Source organism: Cedecea neteri NBRC 105707 = ATCC 33855 (assembly GCF_001571265.1).
GTDB classification, from domain to species: Bacteria; Pseudomonadota; Gammaproteobacteria; order Enterobacterales; family Enterobacteriaceae; genus Cedecea; species Cedecea neteri.
In genome coordinates, this window is the sequence record NZ_BCTL01000076.1 from 1 (window position 1) to 17,728 (window position 17,728).

Genomic DNA, 17,728 nt, shown 5'->3' on the forward strand with positions numbered 1-17,728 from the left:
GGGCGCCGGGGGTTGTCAGGGGGATGGCGTTATCCTCCGGACACGTTCACCGTTTCTGAACGTGCAGGGAAAACAGATCTATGGGTGAACGGAATAACTGCGGATCTAAAGATATCTCCCAGAAGGTTTGAAAGAAAAACGTGTCTAAGAGATATCCCTGAAAGGGGTTGGGCAGAAAGCGGCAGGTTCACCCTGTAGGTTAGGGGCAACCTGCTACACTACGCTCGGCACAATAACCGCCGCAAAAATCAGCGTAATCACTGAATATTTCATCGTGTAATACGCCTTACGGTTTCGTTTCTTCAGATTTTGCCCTTTGTCACGAAGCGCGTGAACGTATTTAAAGATACGGTTCAGCGCGCCGGTACGGTCGCGGTCGCTGTTTGGCGAACTGGCAGCGGACATTAATGTCGTGCCCACCCAGTGGTTAACCGCCTGCGCCCAACGCCATTTCATCGGCCGCTCGATGTCGCAGAACAGAATGATTCGGGTCTGTTCGCTCTTATTTTCGGCCCAGTGCACGTAGGTTTCATCAAAAATCACCGCTTCACCATCGCGCCAGCTGTGGCGCTGCCGGTCGACCTCAATAAAGCAGCGATCGTCGTTTGGCGTGGCAAGTCCCAGGTGGTAACGCACCGATCCGGCATACGGATCCCGGTGCTTGCCCAGGTAGGATCCTGCCGGGAGTTCGGCGAACATCGCGGCTTTAACGGACGGGATTTCGCTGACCAGCTTTGTAGTGACCGGACAAAGTTCGTGCGCTGAAGGGTGCGCGTCGCTATACCACTTAAGATAAAAGCGTTTCCAGCCTCGCTTAAAGAAGGTGTTAAAACCCGCATCGTTGTGGCTTTCTGCCGCTTTGATGTGGCCCTGCAGGCGCAGCGCTTCTTCACGAATGATTTCCCAGTTGTCCGTCAGCTTTTGCAGTTCCGGGAAGTCACTGGTCGGGAAATAAGGCTGTTCAGGCGGCAGGCGCGAGAAACGCGTCATGAACATATTGACCGGGGCCATAAAGGTCGAGTGGTCAAAAAGCTGGCGTGAAAACTTCTGTTTTTCGACGCCGCGGGAGTGAGCGTAGAGGACGCTGATAACAAAAATACCAAGAATAATAACGGCAACCATAGCAACAAATCTCTCCATGTATACTTGTACGACGTAATTTTAGTGAGATTTTTCTGCTTTTTTTTGCAAACGTTGCTGTTTTGTTACAGGATCGTGTGTCGTTTAACTTGTATTTAATCTCTGACGGGCGTCAGAGATTAAATACTGCGGCCAAAGCGGCGTAGGGATGCAGCGTAATTAAGCTACCGGAGGTTAACAAAAATACCGTTGGTGACGTTGTCGGTGAGGCGGACTACATGATATATCACCTGCTTGTTGTGGGTCTTGATTTTGCGTTTTATATTTCCTTTGTGCGACGAAACGGTTTTTGCCTTGATGTTCATTTGATCGGAGATTTGAATCGTTCCCTGTCCTGACATCCACATTTTAAGCATGCTGGACTCTGTGCGACTAAGAGAAAGTGTCGGCAAATTAATATGTCCAATACATTGTGCATTTTTTGCTAAGTATTCCGATAAAATATCGTCTAAAGATTCTGGCTTGATGGATTTCGAGCTGATCAGCAGATTTTCTCTGACCAGAAGATATTCATCAAAGTGAATATTAGCAATCGCCATAAAGACTAAAAATAGTGTCCCTGGATGTTGATTAATGATCTGCTTAATTCGCTGACTGCTTTCCGGGTCATGAATAAAACAGTCTTCATTAATAAACACCACGCTGGGTGCCTGCGACTGGCATGCCTGTGCCAGCTGTTCTACCGTTTCTACATCTGCAATATGCCGTTTTCTAACCCCGCGGCTGGCTAAGTAGCCGACAAGCCCCAGCCGGGTATAGCTGCATAAGTCCATAATAATCGTTGACATAGCAAACCCTCACTAAGCGCGTTATACCCGTAATAATCAGGAGCGCAGATTGAAAGCTGTACCGGTCTTGACCGCCAGTGACAATGTCAGTCCCAGGGCAAAGCCAGTCCGCCGCATTTTCCGCAGTTCTAATTATTTATGGGTAACCATTATTAATAATTTAAAAGGCGAAATCACTATCCCGGAAAGTTGCCTATAATTTGCCAGGAATGTTCTTAAAGTAAAGTGAATGTTGCGTATTGTGAGCAAGGTAAAAACTTATATTCCGCGCCAGATATATCCTGGTGGATGTTATTAACATTTTTTTTTAGGAATATCCTCAGAGAGGCATTATAAAAAACAAGGGTATTAATTTGCGGGAATTTCACTGACTATATCCGCGAGCAGATCAAAAATCTCGCCGAATAAATGTTCGGTAAAAGGGGCGATAAGCGGCATCATTACCATAAAAATGAGCATGCCGATAGACAGGGTAACCGGGAAACCGATAACAAATACCGATAGCTGCGGTGCCATGCGGTTTAACAGACCCAGCGCGATGTTAAGCGTCAGTAACAAAGTGATTAACGGCAGCGCCAGCATCAGGCCGTTGAGAAAGATCAGGCCGCCAGCCCGGGTCAGGGCCATAAAGGCGTTGCTGTTGATCGGGTCACCGCCGATGGGCAGGGTATGAAAAGTATCGACCAGCATCGAAATCAGCCATAAATGGCCGTTAAAGGTGAGAAAAAGCAGCATGGCCAGAATATCAAGGAAACGGGCCAGAACCGGCATATTGAGGCGGCTGCCGGGATCGAAGAAGGTCGCGAAAGAAAGCCCCATTTGCAGGCCCACAATTTCCCCGGCGGTACGCACGGCAGCAAAAGCGAACTGCATCGTAAAGCCCAGCGCCACACCGATAAGAATTTGTTGTATTGCCAGCCAGAAACCGGCGGCGGAAAAGATAGTCACGCCGGTTGCCGGCAGTGAGGGGGCGATGATGAATGTGATCATCAGCCCCAGACCGAGCTTGACCCGTTTAGGAATCGAACGCTCGCTCAGAATAGGGGCCGTCATGATCAGCGCCAGCACGCGCAGCAGCGGCCAAAAATAGAGGCTCAGCCAGTTAAGCCACTGGGTACTGTCAACGTGGATCATCCAATGGTGTTCGGCAGATTGGTCAGCAGGGAACGCATGTAATCCAGCAGCAGGTTAAGCATCCACGGCCCGGCGATGACAATAGTCACGAACACGGCCAGAATTTTTGGAATAAACGATAGCGTCATTTCGTTGATCTGCGTCGCCGCCTGCAGCAGGCTAATGACCAGGCCGCTTATCAGCGCAACCAGCAGCAGCGGGGCCGCAAGGGCAAGGGCCACCTTCATTGCTTCGGTGCCCATCATCATGACCGATTCTGGCGTCATTTTCTTTCTCCGCTAACTGTAAAAACTTTGCGCCAATGAACCCACCAACAGCTGCCAGCCGTCGACCAGCACGAAAAGCATCAGCTTAAAGGGCAGGGCAATTGTCGCGGGGGGAACCATCATCATCCCGAGCGCCATCAGGACGCTGGCGATCACGAGGTCGATAATCAGGAACGGGATAAATACGGTGAAACCAATCTGGAACGCGGTTTTCAGCTCGCTGGTGACATAGGCAGGCAGCAGGATACGCATTGGCACGGCTTCTGGCCCCTGCAGCGGCTGAGTATTCGCCAGGCGTGCAAACAGCGCAAGATCGGCTTCACGCGTCTGGCGCAGCATAAATTCACGCAGCGGCTGGGCGCCTTTATCCATCGCCACTTCCATCGATATTTTGTCTTCGCTGAAGGGCTGATAGGCGTCGGTATAAATCTTGTCAAACACCGGCGACATAATAAAAAAGGTCAAAAATAACGCCAGGCCGATCAGCACCTGGTTAGGCGGGGCGGACGGCGTACCCAGGGCGTTACGCAGCAGGCCAAAAACGATAATGATGCGCGTAAAGCTGGTCATCATTAGCAAAATGGCCGGCAGGAAGGTCAGGGAAGTAATAAAGACCAGCGTTTGCACCGGCAGTGACCAGCTCTGTCCGCCGTTGGCGAGAGGCTGGCTTATCAGGCCCGGTAATTGTGCGAAGGCGGCAGCAGGGAGGAGCAAAAATAAGCCCGGTAACGAGAGCGTCAGCAAACGTTTCATCAATCTTTCCCGTTACGTTTAAGCAGGTTCTTCATCAGTTTCTGGAAATCGGCAGGGGCGGGCGCTTTTTCAACAATATCCGTGACCGGCGCCGGGGGTAGCGTGTGCAGATGCGTGATTTGGCTGGCGGTGACGCCGAGGACCAGGCGAGCATCCTCAACGTCGACCACCACCACGCGCTCGCGCGGGCCTACGCTCACGCTGGCGCTAATGTTCAGCGACTTCTTTACGCCGACGCCCGCGCCGTGAAAGCCAAAGCGCTTTGCCAGCCAGGCGGCCACCAGAATAAAAATAACAATGCCGGCCAATGCGGCGCTCACCTGAACTAGCGGTGAGCTGGCGTTGACGCTGGGCTGGGTGACGGTGGCCTGGGTTGTCATTTAGCGGCTCAGGCGACGCATACGTTCTGATGGGGTGATGATGTCGGTAATACGCACGCCGTATTTGTCGGCGACCACCACCACTTCACCCTGGGCAATCAGGTAACCGTTGATCAGAATATCCAGTGGCTCACCGGCCAGCCCGTCAAGCGCGACCACAGAACCCTGCGTCAGGCGCAGCAGCTCTTTGATGGTCATGCGGGTACGGCCCAGTTCAACGGTCAGCTTGACTGGAATGTCCATGATCAGGTCGATATCCTGCACGTTGCCGGCAATATCATTACCTTCCAGCGCACGGAATACGTTATCCGCGGTACTTTTCCCGGAACTTTTCTGCTCGTTTAACGCATCAGCCCACAGATCGTCCACTGAGCCTGCATTGTCATCGGACGGTTGATTAATATCACTCATTTGGGCTGTTCCTCATTCAGCGAATTCAATATCGGGTTGATCAAATGTTCTACGCGCAGGGCATACTGGCCGTTGATCGTACCGTACTGACTGGTCAGAACCGGTACGCCGTCTACGTGCGCGATAATACGATCTGGCTTTTCGATGGGCAGCACATCGCCAGGTTTCAGTTTTAGGATTTGGGACAACCGCAGCGGGATATCGGCGAAGTTCGCCACTAATTCCAGCTCGGAATGCTGCACCTGGCGCACCAGGGTGTCGCGCCAGCTTTGATCTTCCTGACGGGAGTTCTCCAGCGGAGGGTTCACCAGCAGCTCGCGCAGCGGTTCAATCATGCTGAACGGCAGACAGATGTTGAACTCACCGGTCAGGTTGCCAATTTCGACGTGGAACGGGGTGTTAACCACGATGTCGTTAGGCGACGTGGTGATATTGGTAAATTTGACCTGCATTTCCGAACGAACGTATTCCACGTCCAGCGGATAAATCGCCTTCCACGCATCGCTGTAGGACTCCAGCGCCAGCTTCAGCATACGGTTGATCACGCGCTGTTCGGTGTGGGTAAATTCCCGGCCTTCAACTTTCGTTGGGAAACGACCATCGCCGCCAAACAGGTTGTCTACCGCAATAAACACGAGGCTTGGTGAGAACACGAACAGCCCGGTGCCGCGCAGCGGTTTCAGGTGAATCAGGTTCAGGTTAGTTGGCACCGGCAGGTTGCGGGCAAACTCGTGGTAAGGCTGAATACGAATCGCCCCAACGGTGATGTCAGGGCTGCGACGCAGCAGGTTAAACAGCCCCATACGGAACTGACGAGAAAAACGCTCGTTAATAATTTCCAGCGCCTGCAGTCGCTCGCGGACAACGCGACGCTGGGTATTAGGGTCATAGGGACGAATATCGGTTTCGCCCGGCGCCCTGGCCTTCGGCTCGTCGTTATTCTCACTGTCGCCGTTTAACAGCGCATCGATTTCGGCCTGAGAAAGAATACTGTCGCCCATGGACTTACCGCAAAATAAAGGCGGTATACAGCACGTCGCTGACTACCTGTTGAGGTTGCCCGGCGACCAGAGGCGGCGCCAGAGTTGTTTTAATCGCTTCGACCAGCTTCTGCTTGCCGGCATCGGTGGCAAGCTGATTGGCGTCCTGGCGAGAGAACAGCAGCAGCAAGCGGCTGCGGACTTCCGGCAGGAATTCGCTCAGACGCTGACGAGTCGCTTCATCTTTTAAACGCAGCGTAACGCCGATGTACAGCACGCGATCCGCATCACCCAGATTGACGGTAAAGGTATCCAGGGCGAAGAACACTGGCGCAGGCGGTGGCTCAGGCGCTTTTGCCTGGGCTGTGGCTGGCGTTTGCTGCATGCGCCAGTAGCTGTAGCCTGCGGTGGCGCACGCGGCGAGTGTGATAAGAACCAGTATCGGCACCCAGATGGCGCGCTTACGGCCTTTCGTGATAGCGGTATCAGTCATTGAACGCTTTATTCCTGTATCGGTACTGCTGAATAGCAATTATCCCGTGTCTCCGGGCGGTCAAAGCCCGGAAAACACACGTTTATTGTCGTTAGCTCTGGCGTTTACCCCGCCATGGGGCTCAGGCGAAGATATCCACCGCGCCGTTGCTGCTTGCCAGGCGCTGCAGGCTGTCTGCCACCGGCAGCGGTTCTGCGTCGTTACCGCTCAGAGAGAAACGCTCCCCGCTGCGGGCGCTTTGCTGCTGTTGCTGCTGGCCGGACTGCTGCTGAGCGAAGCTTTCGCTGCTGATATTGCTCTGGCCAAGTTGGATCCCGCTTTCAGCCAGCGCAGTACGCAGTGAAGGCAGCGCCGCTTCGAGCGCAGCGCGCACGTGACTGTGCGGTGACATCATTTGCAGCTGTGCCTGGTTATCTTCTAGTTTTAGACTAATTTGCACCTGACCGAGATCTTCCGGATGCAATCTCAGCTCGGCGCTGTGCTGGCCCTGACGGGTAAACAGCGTAACGTGCTGAGAAATCTGCTGTTGCCACTCATGGCTGCCCAGCTGGGCGCTGATCATCGGTGCCGTTGGGGTGGCGATGTGCGTGGTCGTCGGCGCAGCGATGGTTGCGCTGCTGATAGCCGGCGTTATCTGTGCCGTAACGGGGGCTGTGTTATTTGCCTGTGGAGCCGCGTTGTCGCGACTGTCAGGCGTGTTGTTAGCGACCAGTTGCGCTTTGTCGTCCCCGTGCGGCTGGGCGGCTACCGGGGCGTTGGCGGCAACAGATTTACTGTCTGCAAGGGGTGTCCCGGCAGGCGCCGTTTTCTTCGCGCTGCCGTCAGCAGGCAGCAGGCTGTCCGCGGTGTTTTTACCTGCGGTATTGCCGGTAGCAGAAGTCAGGCCGGACAACGATGCCGTGTCGGTCGCTGTTTTAGGCAGCGTCACGGACTGCGCAGCGGTGACAGGCTGCGGCAGCATGGCGAACAGCGCGCTAAGCGTTTGGAGCTCCGCATCGCTCAGCGGCTTATCAGTTTTGGCGTCTTTCAGTGCCGTATCAGGCTTATCACCCGCTTCTGTTTTGCCGAGGGAGGCGAGCAGGGCGGAGAGCGCTTCAGGTTGCTCCGGCGAGTTCAGCAACTCCGTCAGGGCCGCCTGGCCGTCTTTGGTATCCCCTTTTGCCGCATTGGCCGCGGCAACTTTGCTTAAGGCCGCGCCCAGAGGCAGTGATTTGCCGTCCTCCAAAGCGACGTTCCCCGGCAAAGCTTTGCCAAGCAGCGTCAGGAAGTCTTCACCGAAGCCTTTGCCGTCCGCGCCTTTTGCATCCCCGGCTACAGCGGTATCGGCCCCGGTGTTTAACAGAATTTTTGGCAATGTGATCATTCACCTTTCCTCAATGTGGCCCGCTGGGCGTATTCGTCCATCTGCTTCTGATCGAGTCTGTTCTCTGCGAGCAACAGCTCCGCTGCCTTTCTGTCCTGCAGGGTTTGCCATGCCTGCAGGCGCTTTTGTTTTTCCTGCCACGCGCCTAATGCCTGGTCGACTTTATTGCTCCACTGCATCAGCTGCTGGCGGTGCTGTTCGATGGCTTTTTCCAGCGTGCGTATAAACTGCTGGTAGTTCTGCCAGCGCGTGCTGGCAATACCCTGACTCATGTTGTCATTCAGGCTGTTGCTGTACTCAAACTGATAGTTAATCAGCATGTTGAGTTGCTCTTCCGCCTGCTGGCAACCCCGGCGCATCTCCCCTAAACGAATCGCTGCTTTTTCCACTTCCTGGGCGGCGAGTTCACGCAAAGTATCCAGTGCGCTGTTTTGGTTCATGGTCACCTCTCATCAAACCGTGGGGAAAAGCGTCTCCAGTGCGAGGCTGGCTTCTTCCCAGTTTGCGCGTTCAAAAATGCCTTGTTGCAGGAAGGCTTCAAGATGCGGCCACAGTTCAATGGCCTTATCGAGCATCGGATCGCTGCCTTTGGCGTAAGCCCCCACGCTGACCAAATCGCGGTTGCGCTGGAAGCTGGATAACAACTGTTTGAAACGACGTACCCGGGCGTAATGCTGCGCGGTAATCAACGATGTCATGGCACGGCTGATAGAAGCTTCGATGTCGATGGCCGGGTAGTGGCCCGCTTCTGCCAGGCGGCGCGACAGCACAATGTGGCCGTCAAGAATGGCTCGCGCGGAGTCGGCAATCGGGTCCTGCTGATCGTCGCCTTCGGTGAGTACGGTATAAAACGCGGTAATCGAGCCGCCGCCGTGAATGCCGTTGCCCGCACGTTCAACCAGTGCCGGGAGCTTGGCGAATACCGAAGGCGGATAGCCTTTGGTGGCCGGTGGCTCACCGATGGCGAGGGCAATTTCACGCTGCGCCATCGCGTAACGGGTCAGCGAGTCCATGATTAGCAGGACGTGCTGACCGCGATCGCGGAAGTCCTCGGCGATTCTTGTCGCGTAGGCGGCACCCTGCATACGTAGCAGTGGAGAAACGTCCGCCGGGGCGGCAATCACCACCGAACGCGCACGGCCTTCGGCCCCGAGAATGTTCTCGATAAAGTCTTTTACTTCGCGACCACGCTCGCCAATCAGGCCCACGACGATCACGTCGGCCTGGGTGTAACGCGCCATCATGCCGAGCAGGACGCTTTTACCGACGCCGGAACCGGCAAACAGGCCCATACGCTGGCCGCGACCTACGGTCAGCAGGGCGTTAATCGGGCGTACGCCAACGTCGAGGACATGTTCAATGGCCGTACGCTGGAGTGGGTTAAACGGCGCTGCGCCCAGCGCGCCCATCAGGTCGCTATCCGGCGAAGGCAGGCCATCAAGCGGGCGACCGCTGCCGTCAAGTACGCGTCCCAGCAGGGCCGGGCCAAGCGGCAATTTTTTACCGCTGTGCAGGCCTTCCGCCGTGGCCGAGCGGGCATAAACCCTGGCGCCGGGCAGAATACCTTCGACTTCTTCCAGTGGCATCAGGAACAGCTTATGGCCGTTGAAGCCCACGACTTCACATTCGACTTCGCGGTCATGCTGCTCAATGATGCAGGTCGCGCCCAGTGCCAGCTGCAGGCCGGTCGCTTCGAGTACCAGGCCGGTGGCGCGGGTCAGACGGCCGTAGCGACGAACGGACGGCAGTTCGACCATCCGCGCTTCAAAATTATCGAGCGTGTTCAGCCAGCGGGTCAGACGCGCGGTCATCAGAGCACTCCTGGCGCGGCCAGACGGCACAGCTCTTGCCAGCGGGTAGCCACGCTGGCGTCAAGGTCGCCTTCATCGGCGGAGACTTTGCAGCCACCCTGATGCAGACTTGGATCGCCGCGTAAACGCCAGCCGTGCAGGCTCAGCGTGGCGCCCAGCATCTCTTCTACCCGCTGCAGGTCATCCGGGTGGACGCGCAGCTGCGGTTTGCCGCTAAACAACGGTTCCTGCATCAGCAGCCCCTGAATCTGTTTGATCAGCGCGTTGTTATCCACGGCAGGCGCCTGGCCAATGACCTGGCGCGCGGCTTCCAGCGCCATTTGCATCAGGCGGGAGGCGATCACGCTGTCCAGCGCGTCCAGCGTGTACTGGAATTCGCTCACCAGCTGTTGCATGCGGGCGTGAACCGGCGCCTGCTGCTGACGAGCTTCGTTGATGCCTTGCTCAAGCCCCTGCTGGAAGCCCGCTTTACGGCCTTCTTCTACGCCCTGATCGTGCCCTGCGGCAAAGCCCGCGCTGTGGCCTTGCTCACGGGCCTGGGCCTGCATCATCGCCAGCGTTTGCTGGAGGTCCGGTTCGCTTTCCGGCTCCTCCTGTTCCGCGGCGGCTTCCGGCATCACAATCTCTTCGAAAACCGGTGAAGGGAAGGCGAGATCTTCAGGCGTCCAGCGTTTCCATGGCAGCGTATTAGACATAGGTATCCTCGCTGGTGCCGATCACCATCTCGCCGGTCTCCGCCAGGCGACGCACGATAAGCAGGATAGCTTTCTGTTCGTTTTCCACCTGCGACAGACGAACCGGGCCACGGTTGGCAAGGTCGTCGCGCAGGATGTCCGCAGCACGCTGGGACATGTTGCGCAGGAACTTCTCGCGCAGCGCCTGTTCTGCACCTTTGAGGGCGATAAGCAGAGATTCGGACTCCACTTCCTGCAGAAGACGCTGAATGCTGCGGTCGTCCACGGCCACGAGGTTTTCGAACAGGAACATCTCGTCGATAATCTTCTGCGCCAGTTCGCCGTCGAAGTCGCGCACGGCGGTAATAACGGCTTCTTCCTGCTGGGTTTTCATCAGGTTGATGATTTCTGCTGCCGTTCTCACGCCGCCCATTTTGCTGCGTTTGAGGTTCTGGCCATCGAGCAGGTTGTTCAGGACTTCGGTCAGTTCTGCCAGCGCGGCCGGCTGGACACCGCCAAAGGTGGCGATACGCAGCATGACGTCGTTGCGCAGACGCTCGTCGAACAGCGCCAGAATATCCGCCGCTTGGCCACGCTTGAGGTGAACCAGAATGGTAGCGATGATCTGCGGGTGTTCGTCGCGAATAAGATCGGCGGCGCTCTGCGGCTCCATAAAGTTGAGCGTTTCGATGCCGCTGGTGGTGTCGCGGGTTTCGAGAATGTCTTCCAGCAGGCTGGAGGCGCGTTCTTCGCCCAGCGCCTTGATCAATACGGTACGCAGGTAGTCGTTGGCGTTGATGCTCAGCGCCGCGAACTGTTCGGCCTCTTGCTCAAACTCCGCCAGCACTTCGGTCAGCAGTTTGTTTGAGATTTGATGGGTGTTCGCCATCGCCGCACTTAAATGCTGTACTTCACGCGGGCTGAGGTGTTTGAACACCTCAGCGGCGCGGTCTTCGCCTATGGTCATCAGCAGGATGGCGCTCTTTTCGGTTCCGGTAATACTCATATTTCAGTACTCATCCATTGGCGGATCACCAGCGCAACTACGCGAGGATCGTTGTCGGACATATCACGAATACGCTGACTCATGACTTCGGCGCTCAGGCGCTGATTAGCCTTACGCTGCTGCTGTTGTTCATCGCGGCTCAGCGACACGGCGACGGCTTCTTCTTCGGCTTTAACGTTTTGCTTCGCTTCGTTGGCGGCTTTCAGAATTTCCGCGCGGCGGGTGAGCTGCGGACGAATCGCTTTACGCCACAGTACCCAGGCGACAATCAGCACAATCAGCCAGCGACCTGCTGAGAGCAGCATGTCGAAGAAGGCCGGAGACTTCCAGAATGGCAGACTGCTGCCGGTGTCGTCCTCGGTAGCGGTAAACTGCGAGTTGACCACGTTCAAGGTGTCACCGCGGGCTTCGGAATACCCCATCGCTTCACGCGTCAGGTTTTCAATTTGCTTCATCTGGTCGGCAGTGAGCGGCAGAGGTTTGCCGTCGGCCAACTGGCGATAGTTCACCACTACGGCAACGGACAGACGCTGGATATCACCCACGTTCAGCTTGGTGTGACGGATGGTGCGGTCCACTTCATAGTTGGTGGTTTCGTCACGCGACGTGTTGCTGCTGCCGTTCTGGCTGGAGGTACTGGTCTGGTTCTGCTGGCCGTTATTCGCCTGCTGGTTAGCCTGATTGTTCTGTGGCGGGGTCGAAATCGGCGCCGTGTTTGCCGGAGCTGGCTGGTTGGACAGCGCGCCAGGCACGCCGCCAGGGAACTGGCCGTTAACCTGAGAAGTCTGGTTCAGCTGGCGTGAACGGACTGCGGTCTGTGCCGGATCGCCATTCGGGTGATACTGCTCTTCGGTTTGTTCTTTGTTGGCAAAATCAATTTGCGCGGTCACCTGGGCATGGACGTTGCCGTTGCCGACAATCGGACCAAGGATAGATTCAATCCGGCGCTGATAGCGGCTCTCTACGTCAGTGGCGTACTTGAGCTGGGCATCGTTAAGATCGCGGCCGGCGTTGTTCGACTGCGTCAGCAGATGGCCACCCTGATCGACCAGCGTGACGTTACCCGGCGGCAAGCCAGCGACGGCGCTGGAAACCATATGCACGACGGCATTAATTTGCCCTTCATCGAGCGCACGGCCAGGTTCAAGGCTAAGGGTAACGGAGGCGGAAGGGGATTTTTGCTCACGAACAAACAGGGACGGTTTTGGCATCGCGAGGTGAACGCGGGCGTTTTTTACCGGGCCAAGTGTTTCAATGGTGCGGGCCAGTTCGCCTTCCAGCGCTCGCTGGTAGTTCACCTGCTCGCTAAACTGACTGATACCAAACTTTTCCTGATCCAGAAGCTCGAAGCCGACGGCGCCGCCCTTAGGCAGACCCTGCTGAGCCAGGCGCAGACGCAGGTCGTACACGTTGTCCGCCGGGACCATGATGGCGCTACCGTTATCTGAGAAACGGTAGGGGATATTCATTTGCTGAAGCTGGGTCACAATCGCGCCCCCGTCCTGATCGGCGAGGTTGCTGTAAAGCACGCGGTAATCAGGCGCTTTTGCCCAAAGCACCAGGGCCACCAGCACGGCAACGGCGGCGGCTCCGCCCATCATCAGCGGAATTCTTGGATTTGCACGAAGGCGATTCAACCACTCAAGAGTCTTGTTTTGCGGCGTTTGTGCCTGAGCAGCAGTGGTCATTCCACACCTCGCGGCTTAGCGTTGACAAAATTTTTAGAGTAATGAGTGAACAAGACTGACTCCCGGGTCGACAAACACGACAAAAGTTCCATATGGATGGCAGTGTCATTATTTTCGTTTCGGGAAATTTCGATGGCTGAATTAGCTCTATTTTTTACGTCTATTTAACGCCTTTATCCTATTGACAAGATGATAATCTTCACCGGCTTAATACAAATGGGGCGTAAACATGGCTATTCAGGGTATCGAAGGCGTACTGCAACAACTTCAGGCCACCGCGCTGTCGGCGACCAATCCCGCGGCATCGGCTGCTGCGCCAACGGTCAGTTTTGCCGGCGAGCTGCAGGCCGCTTTAGGACGGATAAGCGAGACCTCTAACACCGCACGTGTCCAGTCGGAGAAATTTGCTCTCGGCACGCCGGGCGTCGCGCTGAACGATGTCATGGTGGATCTGCAGAAATCTTCCGTTTCGCTGGCGATGGGGATTCAGGTACGTAACAAGCTGGTTGCGGCCTACCAGGAAGTCATGAACATGCAGGTGTAGTTGTTACTGCGCGGTTTTAGTGGGTAAAAGGTCTGCTACAGACCTTTTATTTGCATATTACAAGCACTGTTAATAATCATTCTTATTTCAATTCTGTATTATTCCGCACGCTATACCTTTTTATAATATTCAATTAACAACTGAATGTTTCATATGAAATACACTAGGAATTTTCTTGTTTCATGGCGGGTGAATGCTAAATGGCATGACGCAGATCAATCTTTTTCACCGCCTGACATTGCATATTCAGCGACGGAATTATCACACTAAATTATTATTCTCATTTTATACTGTGTGAGAGGTCATCAGACCTGTGCCGCATTATAAAAAGTGGACGCCAGATCCTGGCATATTATTAATTGAAAAATGACAGCGTGACGACTGAACGTCCTGCTGGGTTGCCGGGTGCGCGTCTCCTGGGGTGAGATAAAGTTGAAGGGAATATAACAGCGGATAACGGTTATTTAGTTTCTGGCGAAACCATTAAAGGCATAACGTATTAAATAAGAATGAGCGAGGGTGGTTAATAAGTTGAGGTGTGAGTTAACCGGTTGCAGCCGGTTAACTCACGATTTGATCTGATTTTACTAAATCTTCACAAGCGGATATAGAGTAGGTTTTTAATATGGAAAAGGCAATGCTGGTTTTAATTGTTGGTACCGGAGTGATAATACATATTGCGGGCCCGGTCTATGCGGCTAATTTAGACCACGACACGATTCACAACGCGTGGGTTAATGGTGCGGTAAGGGCAAATACCGAAGCGAGTAATGCGGCGTCGTAGGCGACTCACCAGGCGATGGCTGAGCATACCGCCGGGCAGGCTGCTAATGCGTCTCTGCAGGGGTAAAGCTTGGTGTATTCAAGGCCCTTTATGGGTTTTTTCTTTCTCCGGGGTAGCGATGCGCTTTTATCTCATCTTTTTGCTTGCTGCGTTCAGCATCATGGGGCTTTGTGTCGTGCTGATGCTGATTATTTCGCGCATCTATGAGACTTATCTCCCAGTTTGTTGAGCAAAGTATCATTTTTACCAGCAATATCAGTGTGGTATCTGCATTCATTTGACGTCTAAAGTCATTTAACTGCACTATCAGGACGATACCTTCAAGACACCGGAAGGGATTTCCGGTCTAAATGGGAGCGCCCTGTCAGCCTATGACCCCGCAACAAAAGTTAGAAGAGCATTACGAGACATTAACCCCTGAACTGCAGCGGGCCGCAGAGTTGATTCTGCAAAACGACAAAGATCTGGTTGCGCTGTCGATGCGGGCTTTTGCCACACGCATTGGCGTCAAACCCGCCACGCTGCTGCGCCTGGCACAACGTTTGGGCTATGTCGGCTGGGGTGAGCTCAAAACGGCTTTTATTCAGGAGCTTGGCCTGAGCCACGAAACGCATCAGGCAAGGGCCGAAAAGCTGGTGGATAAAGGCAGCACGGCGTCACTCTATCAGGAAGTGTTTGACGCCCACGCGGTGAATCTTTCCCACACTGAGGCCGAAAATCCTGAGGCGATGGAGAAGGCGGTTGACGTGTTGGACGCCGCAGAACACGTCTATGTTTGCGGCTTTCGCGCCAGCTATTCCGTGGCCTACACGCTGTTCTACATCTACCGTCTGTTTAATAAGCACGTGTCGCTTATCGACGGGCAGGCGAGTAATTATGAAATCTTTACCCGCGAGCTGACGCCAAAAGATGTCGTGCTGATGATTGGTTTTGCGCCGTATTCGCGCGAGTCGCTTGATGTGCTGGGTGCCGCCAGGCAGGCGGGAAGTAAAATTGTCGCGCTGACCGACTCTCCGCTTTCCCCGCTGGCGGAACATGCCGCTAGCACGCTTTATTTCTCCGCGCACAGCCCGTCATTTTTCCCTTCCGTGGTGTCGGCGATGGGCATTGCCGAATGTTTACTGGCGATGCTGGTGGCTAAACACGGGGACAGGGCGGTACAGAAAATTGCCAGTGCGGAACGCTTCCTGCTGGATTCCGGGGCATGGGTAAAACCAGTTCGTTAGTCACAGGGGCAAGAATCTGCCCCTTTTATGCTTAACGTTGAATAAGATAGCGAATGGTGGGGCCATCCTGCTGAATATCCAGCACCGTGTAGCCGTGGTTTTTGGCGTCGAGAGGAATGTTGTTGATGGACTGCGGGCAGTCGCTCACCACTTCCAGGATCTCGCCTTTTTTCAGCTGAGGCATTGCCTCTAGCGTGGCAACCGCCGGGTAAGGGCAGGGCTCACCCACCATGTCCAGGCGGTAATCGGGGACGATATTCTGACTCATGCGGTTTCTCCAGTTGTGGCGCCAATTGCCTGGTTTTTACGGCGGAAGAAGCGTTTTTCCCAGCCGACAATCAGCAGATAAGCGGCGAGCAGCATCAGGTAAGTCACCAGCAGCCCGCCCAGCGGCCCAAAGGTGTTCAGCAGGTTGACCTTGTCCCAGCTGGTGGCCAGCGCGGGGGAGATGTCATCCCAGAACCAGGCCAGCAGCGTAGAGCCGATGACGTTGCCCAGGCCCACCCACCAGTAATGTACCTGGCCTTCAACCGCGCGATACATCCAGCCGGTTTCACAGCCTCCGGCCAGCACGATGCCAAAGCCAAACAGCAGCCCGCCAATAACCGCGTTCGGCCCTGCCCACATAATTTTGGCTTCCACGCCAAGCTGTACATAGCTGAAGATGCCAATCGCGCTGGCCGCCATCCCCAAAATAATGGCTTTCGCCATGTGGGTGCGACCGGTGATCCACATGTCGCGGAAGGCCGAGGTGAAGCAGATCTGCGCGCGTTCGATAAGCAGGCCAAAGCCGACGCCAAACAGCATCGCCAGCCCCAGTTTCGGCTGGTTTATGGCGGTCAAACCGCCCCAGCCCAGCATGCCGATAAACACCAGCATCCCCATGCGGAAGCGGCGCTTAGCGCGGTCTGGCTGCTGTGTCAGCGGTGAGGCTGCGGAGACTTTTTGCAGTTTGACCGGAATGCGGAACATAGGCAGCAGCGTGAAACGCGCGCCAAACCAGCAGCCGATGGCGGTAGCCAGGGCGAAAAACCAGGCGTGCAGCGAAAACTGTGGGATACCGGTAAAAAATGCGGCAAGGTTGCAGCCCATTGCCAGCCTCGCGCCGAAGCCGGCAATGATCCCGCCGAGTACCGCCTGAATAATGCGGATGCGGTGCTGGGGCAGGCGTAGCTTAACGTTGTTGGCCCACAGCGCCGCCGCGAAGCAGCCGCCAAACATACCGATGATCATCATGCCGTCGATGCGGGTCAGCGGGCTACCGTCGAGGTGAATCAGCTTGTAGTAACCCCATTCTTCGGCGTGAATGCCCATCAGCTGCAGGAGCTGGCCGCCCCAGCGGGTGAATTCGCCGGTCACGGCCCAGAAGGTGCCGGTGATACCAAAGTAATAGGTGGAGAGGATCCCGGCCGCAATCACGGCGGGCATCGGTTTCCAGAAGGTGATCAGATATTGTTGCTTAAAGGTGTGCCAGGTCATTGTTTCCGCCTCTGAACTCAGAAGAACGTGCCGCGACGGGCGTAAGAGGGCGCGATCATACGCCTATCTTTTTGGCTTAACAGGCTGAAAAGACGAAAAATCAATTTGGATCAATTTTTATGCCTCAGGAGGAAGTACTGGCAGGCCCAGGGCTTTAATGCCAAAATTATTTTTTCTCCGCAGTCAGGATAGACGATGAAGAAGCTTTTAGTATTGGCGGCGCTGGTGGCACTGAGCGGTTGCGTCGAAGTTAGAGATTATGGGCAGGTAGTGCGTACCGAAGCGCCAGCGGGCATGGCTGGCTACTGGCAGTCCAGCGGGCCACAGAGCGAGCTGGTTAGCCCGGAGGCGATTGCCTCGCTGGTGGTTACGCCTGCAGGCGATACTCTTGATTGCCGCCAGTGGCAGCGGGTGATTGCGGTGCCGGGTAAGCTGACGCATTTATCTGGCGATCTGCGCAACGTCACCGTCAAGCGTGAGATTTATGCCATCGAGCTTAACGGCGAGACGCTGGAATATGCGGGGATGACGTTGAAGCGTGTTGATCGTTTGACGACCGAGTGCGCGGATTACCTGGCGAAAAATCCTTTAGATAGCAAACTGTCGAAATAATAATTCCCCTCACCCTAACCCTCTCCCCAAAGGGGAGAGGGGATTTTATTGTGCAAATGTTTGGTTATGATTTCATTCGCTCACTGTTTTGGGCTGTCTTGTCGATATTAATACCAAGGCTTTTGCAGGATCGGCGACAGTTCCGTTCACTTCCAAACAAGTTTCATATGCTGCCATTGCACTGGTGAACGTGTCC

General features: G+C 55.1%; 20 protein-coding genes. 3 read left to right on the plus strand and 17 right to left on the minus strand.

Annotated features, from left to right (window positions below; all coding sequences use genetic code 11):
• Positions 1 to 213: 213 nt before the first annotated feature.
• From lpxO to fliF, 15 genes are all read right to left on the minus strand, one after another.
• The gene (gene lpxO, locus CNE01S_RS22625) at positions 214 to 1,122 is read right to left on the minus strand and encodes a lipid A hydroxylase LpxO (RefSeq protein WP_061278788.1); all 909 of its coding nucleotides are present in this window, start codon (positions 1,120 to 1,122) and stop codon (positions 214 to 216) included.
• Between the two features lie 182 nt (positions 1,123 to 1,304).
• Entirely contained in the window at positions 1,305 to 1,928 is a 624-nt protein-coding gene (gene rcsA / locus CNE01S_RS22630; protein ID WP_039294777.1) for a transcriptional regulator RcsA, read from the minus strand.
• A gap of 348 nt (positions 1,929 to 2,276) precedes the next feature.
• On the minus strand, positions 2,277 to 3,062 hold the full coding sequence (fliR, locus tag CNE01S_RS22635; RefSeq protein ID WP_039294774.1) for a flagellar biosynthetic protein FliR: 786 nt from the start codon (positions 3,060 to 3,062) through the stop codon (positions 2,277 to 2,279).
• Positions 3,059 to 3,328 (minus strand): flagellar biosynthesis protein FliQ, encoded by a 270-nt coding sequence (gene fliQ / locus CNE01S_RS22640; protein ID WP_008458124.1) that lies wholly within the window; start codon positions 3,326 to 3,328, stop codon positions 3,059 to 3,061. The genes fliR and fliQ overlap by 4 nt, the downstream gene beginning before the upstream one ends.
• 12 nt (positions 3,329 to 3,340) lie before the next feature.
• Positions 3,341 to 4,081: a flagellar type III secretion system pore protein FliP gene (gene fliP, locus CNE01S_RS22645; protein ID WP_061278790.1), complete on the minus strand. Its 741-nt coding sequence runs from the start codon at positions 4,079 to 4,081 to the stop codon at positions 3,341 to 3,343.
• Positions 4,081 to 4,461, minus strand: coding sequence for a flagellar biosynthetic protein FliO (fliO, locus tag CNE01S_RS22650; RefSeq protein WP_061278792.1), 381 nt, complete (start codon positions 4,459 to 4,461; stop codon positions 4,081 to 4,083). Before fliO ends, fliP begins: the two co-directional genes overlap by 1 nt.
• Complete coding sequence (gene fliN / locus CNE01S_RS22655; RefSeq protein WP_008458131.1) at positions 4,462 to 4,872, minus strand: flagellar motor switch protein FliN; 411 nt, start codon at positions 4,870 to 4,872, stop codon at positions 4,462 to 4,464.
• Positions 4,869 to 5,873, minus strand: coding sequence for a flagellar motor switch protein FliM (gene fliM, locus CNE01S_RS22660; protein ID WP_061278794.1), 1,005 nt, complete (start codon positions 5,871 to 5,873; stop codon positions 4,869 to 4,871). Before fliM ends, fliN begins: the two co-directional genes overlap by 4 nt.
• 4 nt (positions 5,874 to 5,877) lie before the next feature.
• Positions 5,878 to 6,345, minus strand: coding sequence for a flagellar basal body-associated protein FliL (gene fliL, locus CNE01S_RS22665; RefSeq protein WP_038481606.1), 468 nt, complete (start codon positions 6,343 to 6,345; stop codon positions 5,878 to 5,880).
• A 121-nt stretch (positions 6,346 to 6,466) separates the two neighbouring features.
• Entirely contained in the window at positions 6,467 to 7,708 is a 1,242-nt protein-coding gene (locus CNE01S_RS22670) for a flagellar hook-length control protein FliK (RefSeq protein WP_061278796.1), read from the minus strand.
• Positions 7,705 to 8,148 (minus strand): flagellar export protein FliJ, encoded by a 444-nt coding sequence (fliJ, locus tag CNE01S_RS22675; protein WP_008458139.1) that lies wholly within the window; start codon positions 8,146 to 8,148, stop codon positions 7,705 to 7,707. Before fliJ ends, CNE01S_RS22670 begins: the two co-directional genes overlap by 4 nt.
• Positions 8,149 to 8,160: 12 nt before the next feature.
• The gene (fliI, locus tag CNE01S_RS22680) at positions 8,161 to 9,519 is read right to left on the minus strand and encodes a flagellar protein export ATPase FliI (RefSeq protein WP_061278798.1); all 1,359 of its coding nucleotides are present in this window, start codon (positions 9,517 to 9,519) and stop codon (positions 8,161 to 8,163) included.
• On the minus strand, positions 9,519 to 10,214 hold the full coding sequence (fliH, locus tag CNE01S_RS22685) for a flagellar assembly protein FliH (RefSeq protein WP_061278800.1): 696 nt from the start codon (positions 10,212 to 10,214) through the stop codon (positions 9,519 to 9,521). Before fliH ends, fliI begins: the two co-directional genes overlap by 1 nt.
• Positions 10,207 to 11,199, minus strand: a complete 993-nt coding sequence (gene fliG, locus CNE01S_RS22690; protein ID WP_008458144.1) for a flagellar motor switch protein FliG — start codon at positions 11,197 to 11,199, stop codon at positions 10,207 to 10,209. Before fliG ends, fliH begins: the two co-directional genes overlap by 8 nt.
• Positions 11,196 to 12,887, minus strand: coding sequence for a flagellar basal-body MS-ring/collar protein FliF (gene fliF, locus CNE01S_RS22695; protein ID WP_061278802.1), 1,692 nt, complete (start codon positions 12,885 to 12,887; stop codon positions 11,196 to 11,198). Before fliF ends, fliG begins: the two co-directional genes overlap by 4 nt.
• Before the next feature lie 229 nt (positions 12,888 to 13,116).
• Between fliF and fliE the strand changes: the two genes are divergently transcribed.
• Together fliE and CNE01S_RS22705 are read left to right on the plus strand one after the other, a co-directional pair.
• Complete coding sequence (gene fliE, locus CNE01S_RS22700) at positions 13,117 to 13,431, plus strand: flagellar hook-basal body complex protein FliE (protein ID WP_061278807.1); 315 nt, start codon at positions 13,117 to 13,119, stop codon at positions 13,429 to 13,431.
• 1,155 nt (positions 13,432 to 14,586) lie between these two features.
• The gene (locus CNE01S_RS22705; protein ID WP_061278809.1) at positions 14,587 to 15,441 is read left to right on the plus strand and encodes a MurR/RpiR family transcriptional regulator; all 855 of its coding nucleotides are present in this window, start codon (positions 14,587 to 14,589) and stop codon (positions 15,439 to 15,441) included.
• Between the two features lie 31 nt (positions 15,442 to 15,472).
• Here CNE01S_RS22705 and yedF read toward each other — a convergent pair whose 3' ends face one another.
• The gene (gene yedF / locus CNE01S_RS22710) at positions 15,473 to 15,709 is read right to left on the minus strand and encodes a sulfurtransferase-like selenium metabolism protein YedF (RefSeq protein ID WP_016537040.1); all 237 of its coding nucleotides are present in this window, start codon (positions 15,707 to 15,709) and stop codon (positions 15,473 to 15,475) included.
• Positions 15,706 to 16,920, minus strand: a complete 1,215-nt coding sequence (gene yedE / locus CNE01S_RS22715; RefSeq protein ID WP_061278811.1) for a selenium metabolism membrane protein YedE/FdhT — start codon at positions 16,918 to 16,920, stop codon at positions 15,706 to 15,708. The genes yedF and yedE overlap by 4 nt, the downstream gene beginning before the upstream one ends.
• A gap of 195 nt (positions 16,921 to 17,115) precedes the next feature.
• Here yedE and yedD point away from each other — a divergent pair, with 195 nt between their 5' ends.
• The gene (yedD, locus tag CNE01S_RS22720; protein WP_061278814.1) at positions 17,116 to 17,532 is read left to right on the plus strand and encodes a lipoprotein YedD; all 417 of its coding nucleotides are present in this window, start codon (positions 17,116 to 17,118) and stop codon (positions 17,530 to 17,532) included.
• Positions 17,533 to 17,728 lie beyond the last annotated feature (196 nt).

Bases quoted from the DNA above. Each gene is read 5' to 3' on its own strand.
- fliQ (WP_008458124.1), bottom strand. From the start codon at position 3,328: ATGACGCCAGAATCGGTCATGATGATGGGCACCGAAGCAATGAAGGTG.
- fliL (WP_038481606.1), bottom strand. From the start codon at position 6,345: ATGACTGATACCGCTATCACGAAAGGCCGTAAGCGCGCCATCTGGGTG.
- fliN (WP_008458131.1), bottom strand. From the start codon at position 4,872: ATGAGTGATATTAATCAACCGTCCGATGACAATGCAGGCTCAGTGGAC.
- fliJ (WP_008458139.1), bottom strand. From the start codon at position 8,148: ATGAACCAAAACAGCGCACTGGATACTTTGCGTGAACTCGCCGCCCAG.
- fliP (WP_061278790.1), bottom strand. From the start codon at position 4,081: ATGAAACGTTTGCTGACGCTCTCGTTACCGGGCTTATTTTTGCTCCTC.
- fliG (WP_008458144.1), bottom strand. From the start codon at position 11,199: ATGAGTATTACCGGAACCGAAAAGAGCGCCATCCTGCTGATGACCATA.
- yedF (WP_016537040.1), bottom strand. From the start codon at position 15,709: ATGAGTCAGAATATCGTCCCCGATTACCGCCTGGACATGGTGGGTGAG.
- CNE01S_RS22705 (WP_061278809.1), top strand. From the start codon at position 14,587: ATGACCCCGCAACAAAAGTTAGAAGAGCATTACGAGACATTAACCCCT.
- fliE (WP_061278807.1), top strand. From the start codon at position 13,117: ATGGCTATTCAGGGTATCGAAGGCGTACTGCAACAACTTCAGGCCACC.
- fliH (WP_061278800.1), bottom strand. From the start codon at position 10,214: ATGTCTAATACGCTGCCATGGAAACGCTGGACGCCTGAAGATCTCGCC.
- fliF (WP_061278802.1), bottom strand. From the start codon at position 12,887: ATGACCACTGCTGCTCAGGCACAAACGCCGCAAAACAAGACTCTTGAG.
- yedD (WP_061278814.1), top strand. From the start codon at position 17,116: ATGAAGAAGCTTTTAGTATTGGCGGCGCTGGTGGCACTGAGCGGTTGC.
- fliM (WP_061278794.1), bottom strand. From the start codon at position 5,873: ATGGGCGACAGTATTCTTTCTCAGGCCGAAATCGATGCGCTGTTAAAC.
- lpxO (WP_061278788.1), bottom strand. From the start codon at position 1,122: ATGGTTGCCGTTATTATTCTTGGTATTTTTGTTATCAGCGTCCTCTAC.
- CNE01S_RS22670 (WP_061278796.1), bottom strand. From the start codon at position 7,708: ATGATCACATTGCCAAAAATTCTGTTAAACACCGGGGCCGATACCGCT.
- fliO (WP_061278792.1), bottom strand. From the start codon at position 4,461: ATGACAACCCAGGCCACCGTCACCCAGCCCAGCGTCAACGCCAGCTCA.
- rcsA (WP_039294777.1), bottom strand. From the start codon at position 1,928: ATGTCAACGATTATTATGGACTTATGCAGCTATACCCGGCTGGGGCTT.
- yedE (WP_061278811.1), bottom strand. From the start codon at position 16,920: ATGACCTGGCACACCTTTAAGCAACAATATCTGATCACCTTCTGGAAA.
- fliI (WP_061278798.1), bottom strand. From the start codon at position 9,519: ATGACCGCGCGTCTGACCCGCTGGCTGAACACGCTCGATAATTTTGAA.
- fliR (WP_039294774.1), bottom strand. From the start codon at position 3,062: ATGATCCACGTTGACAGTACCCAGTGGCTTAACTGGCTGAGCCTCTAT.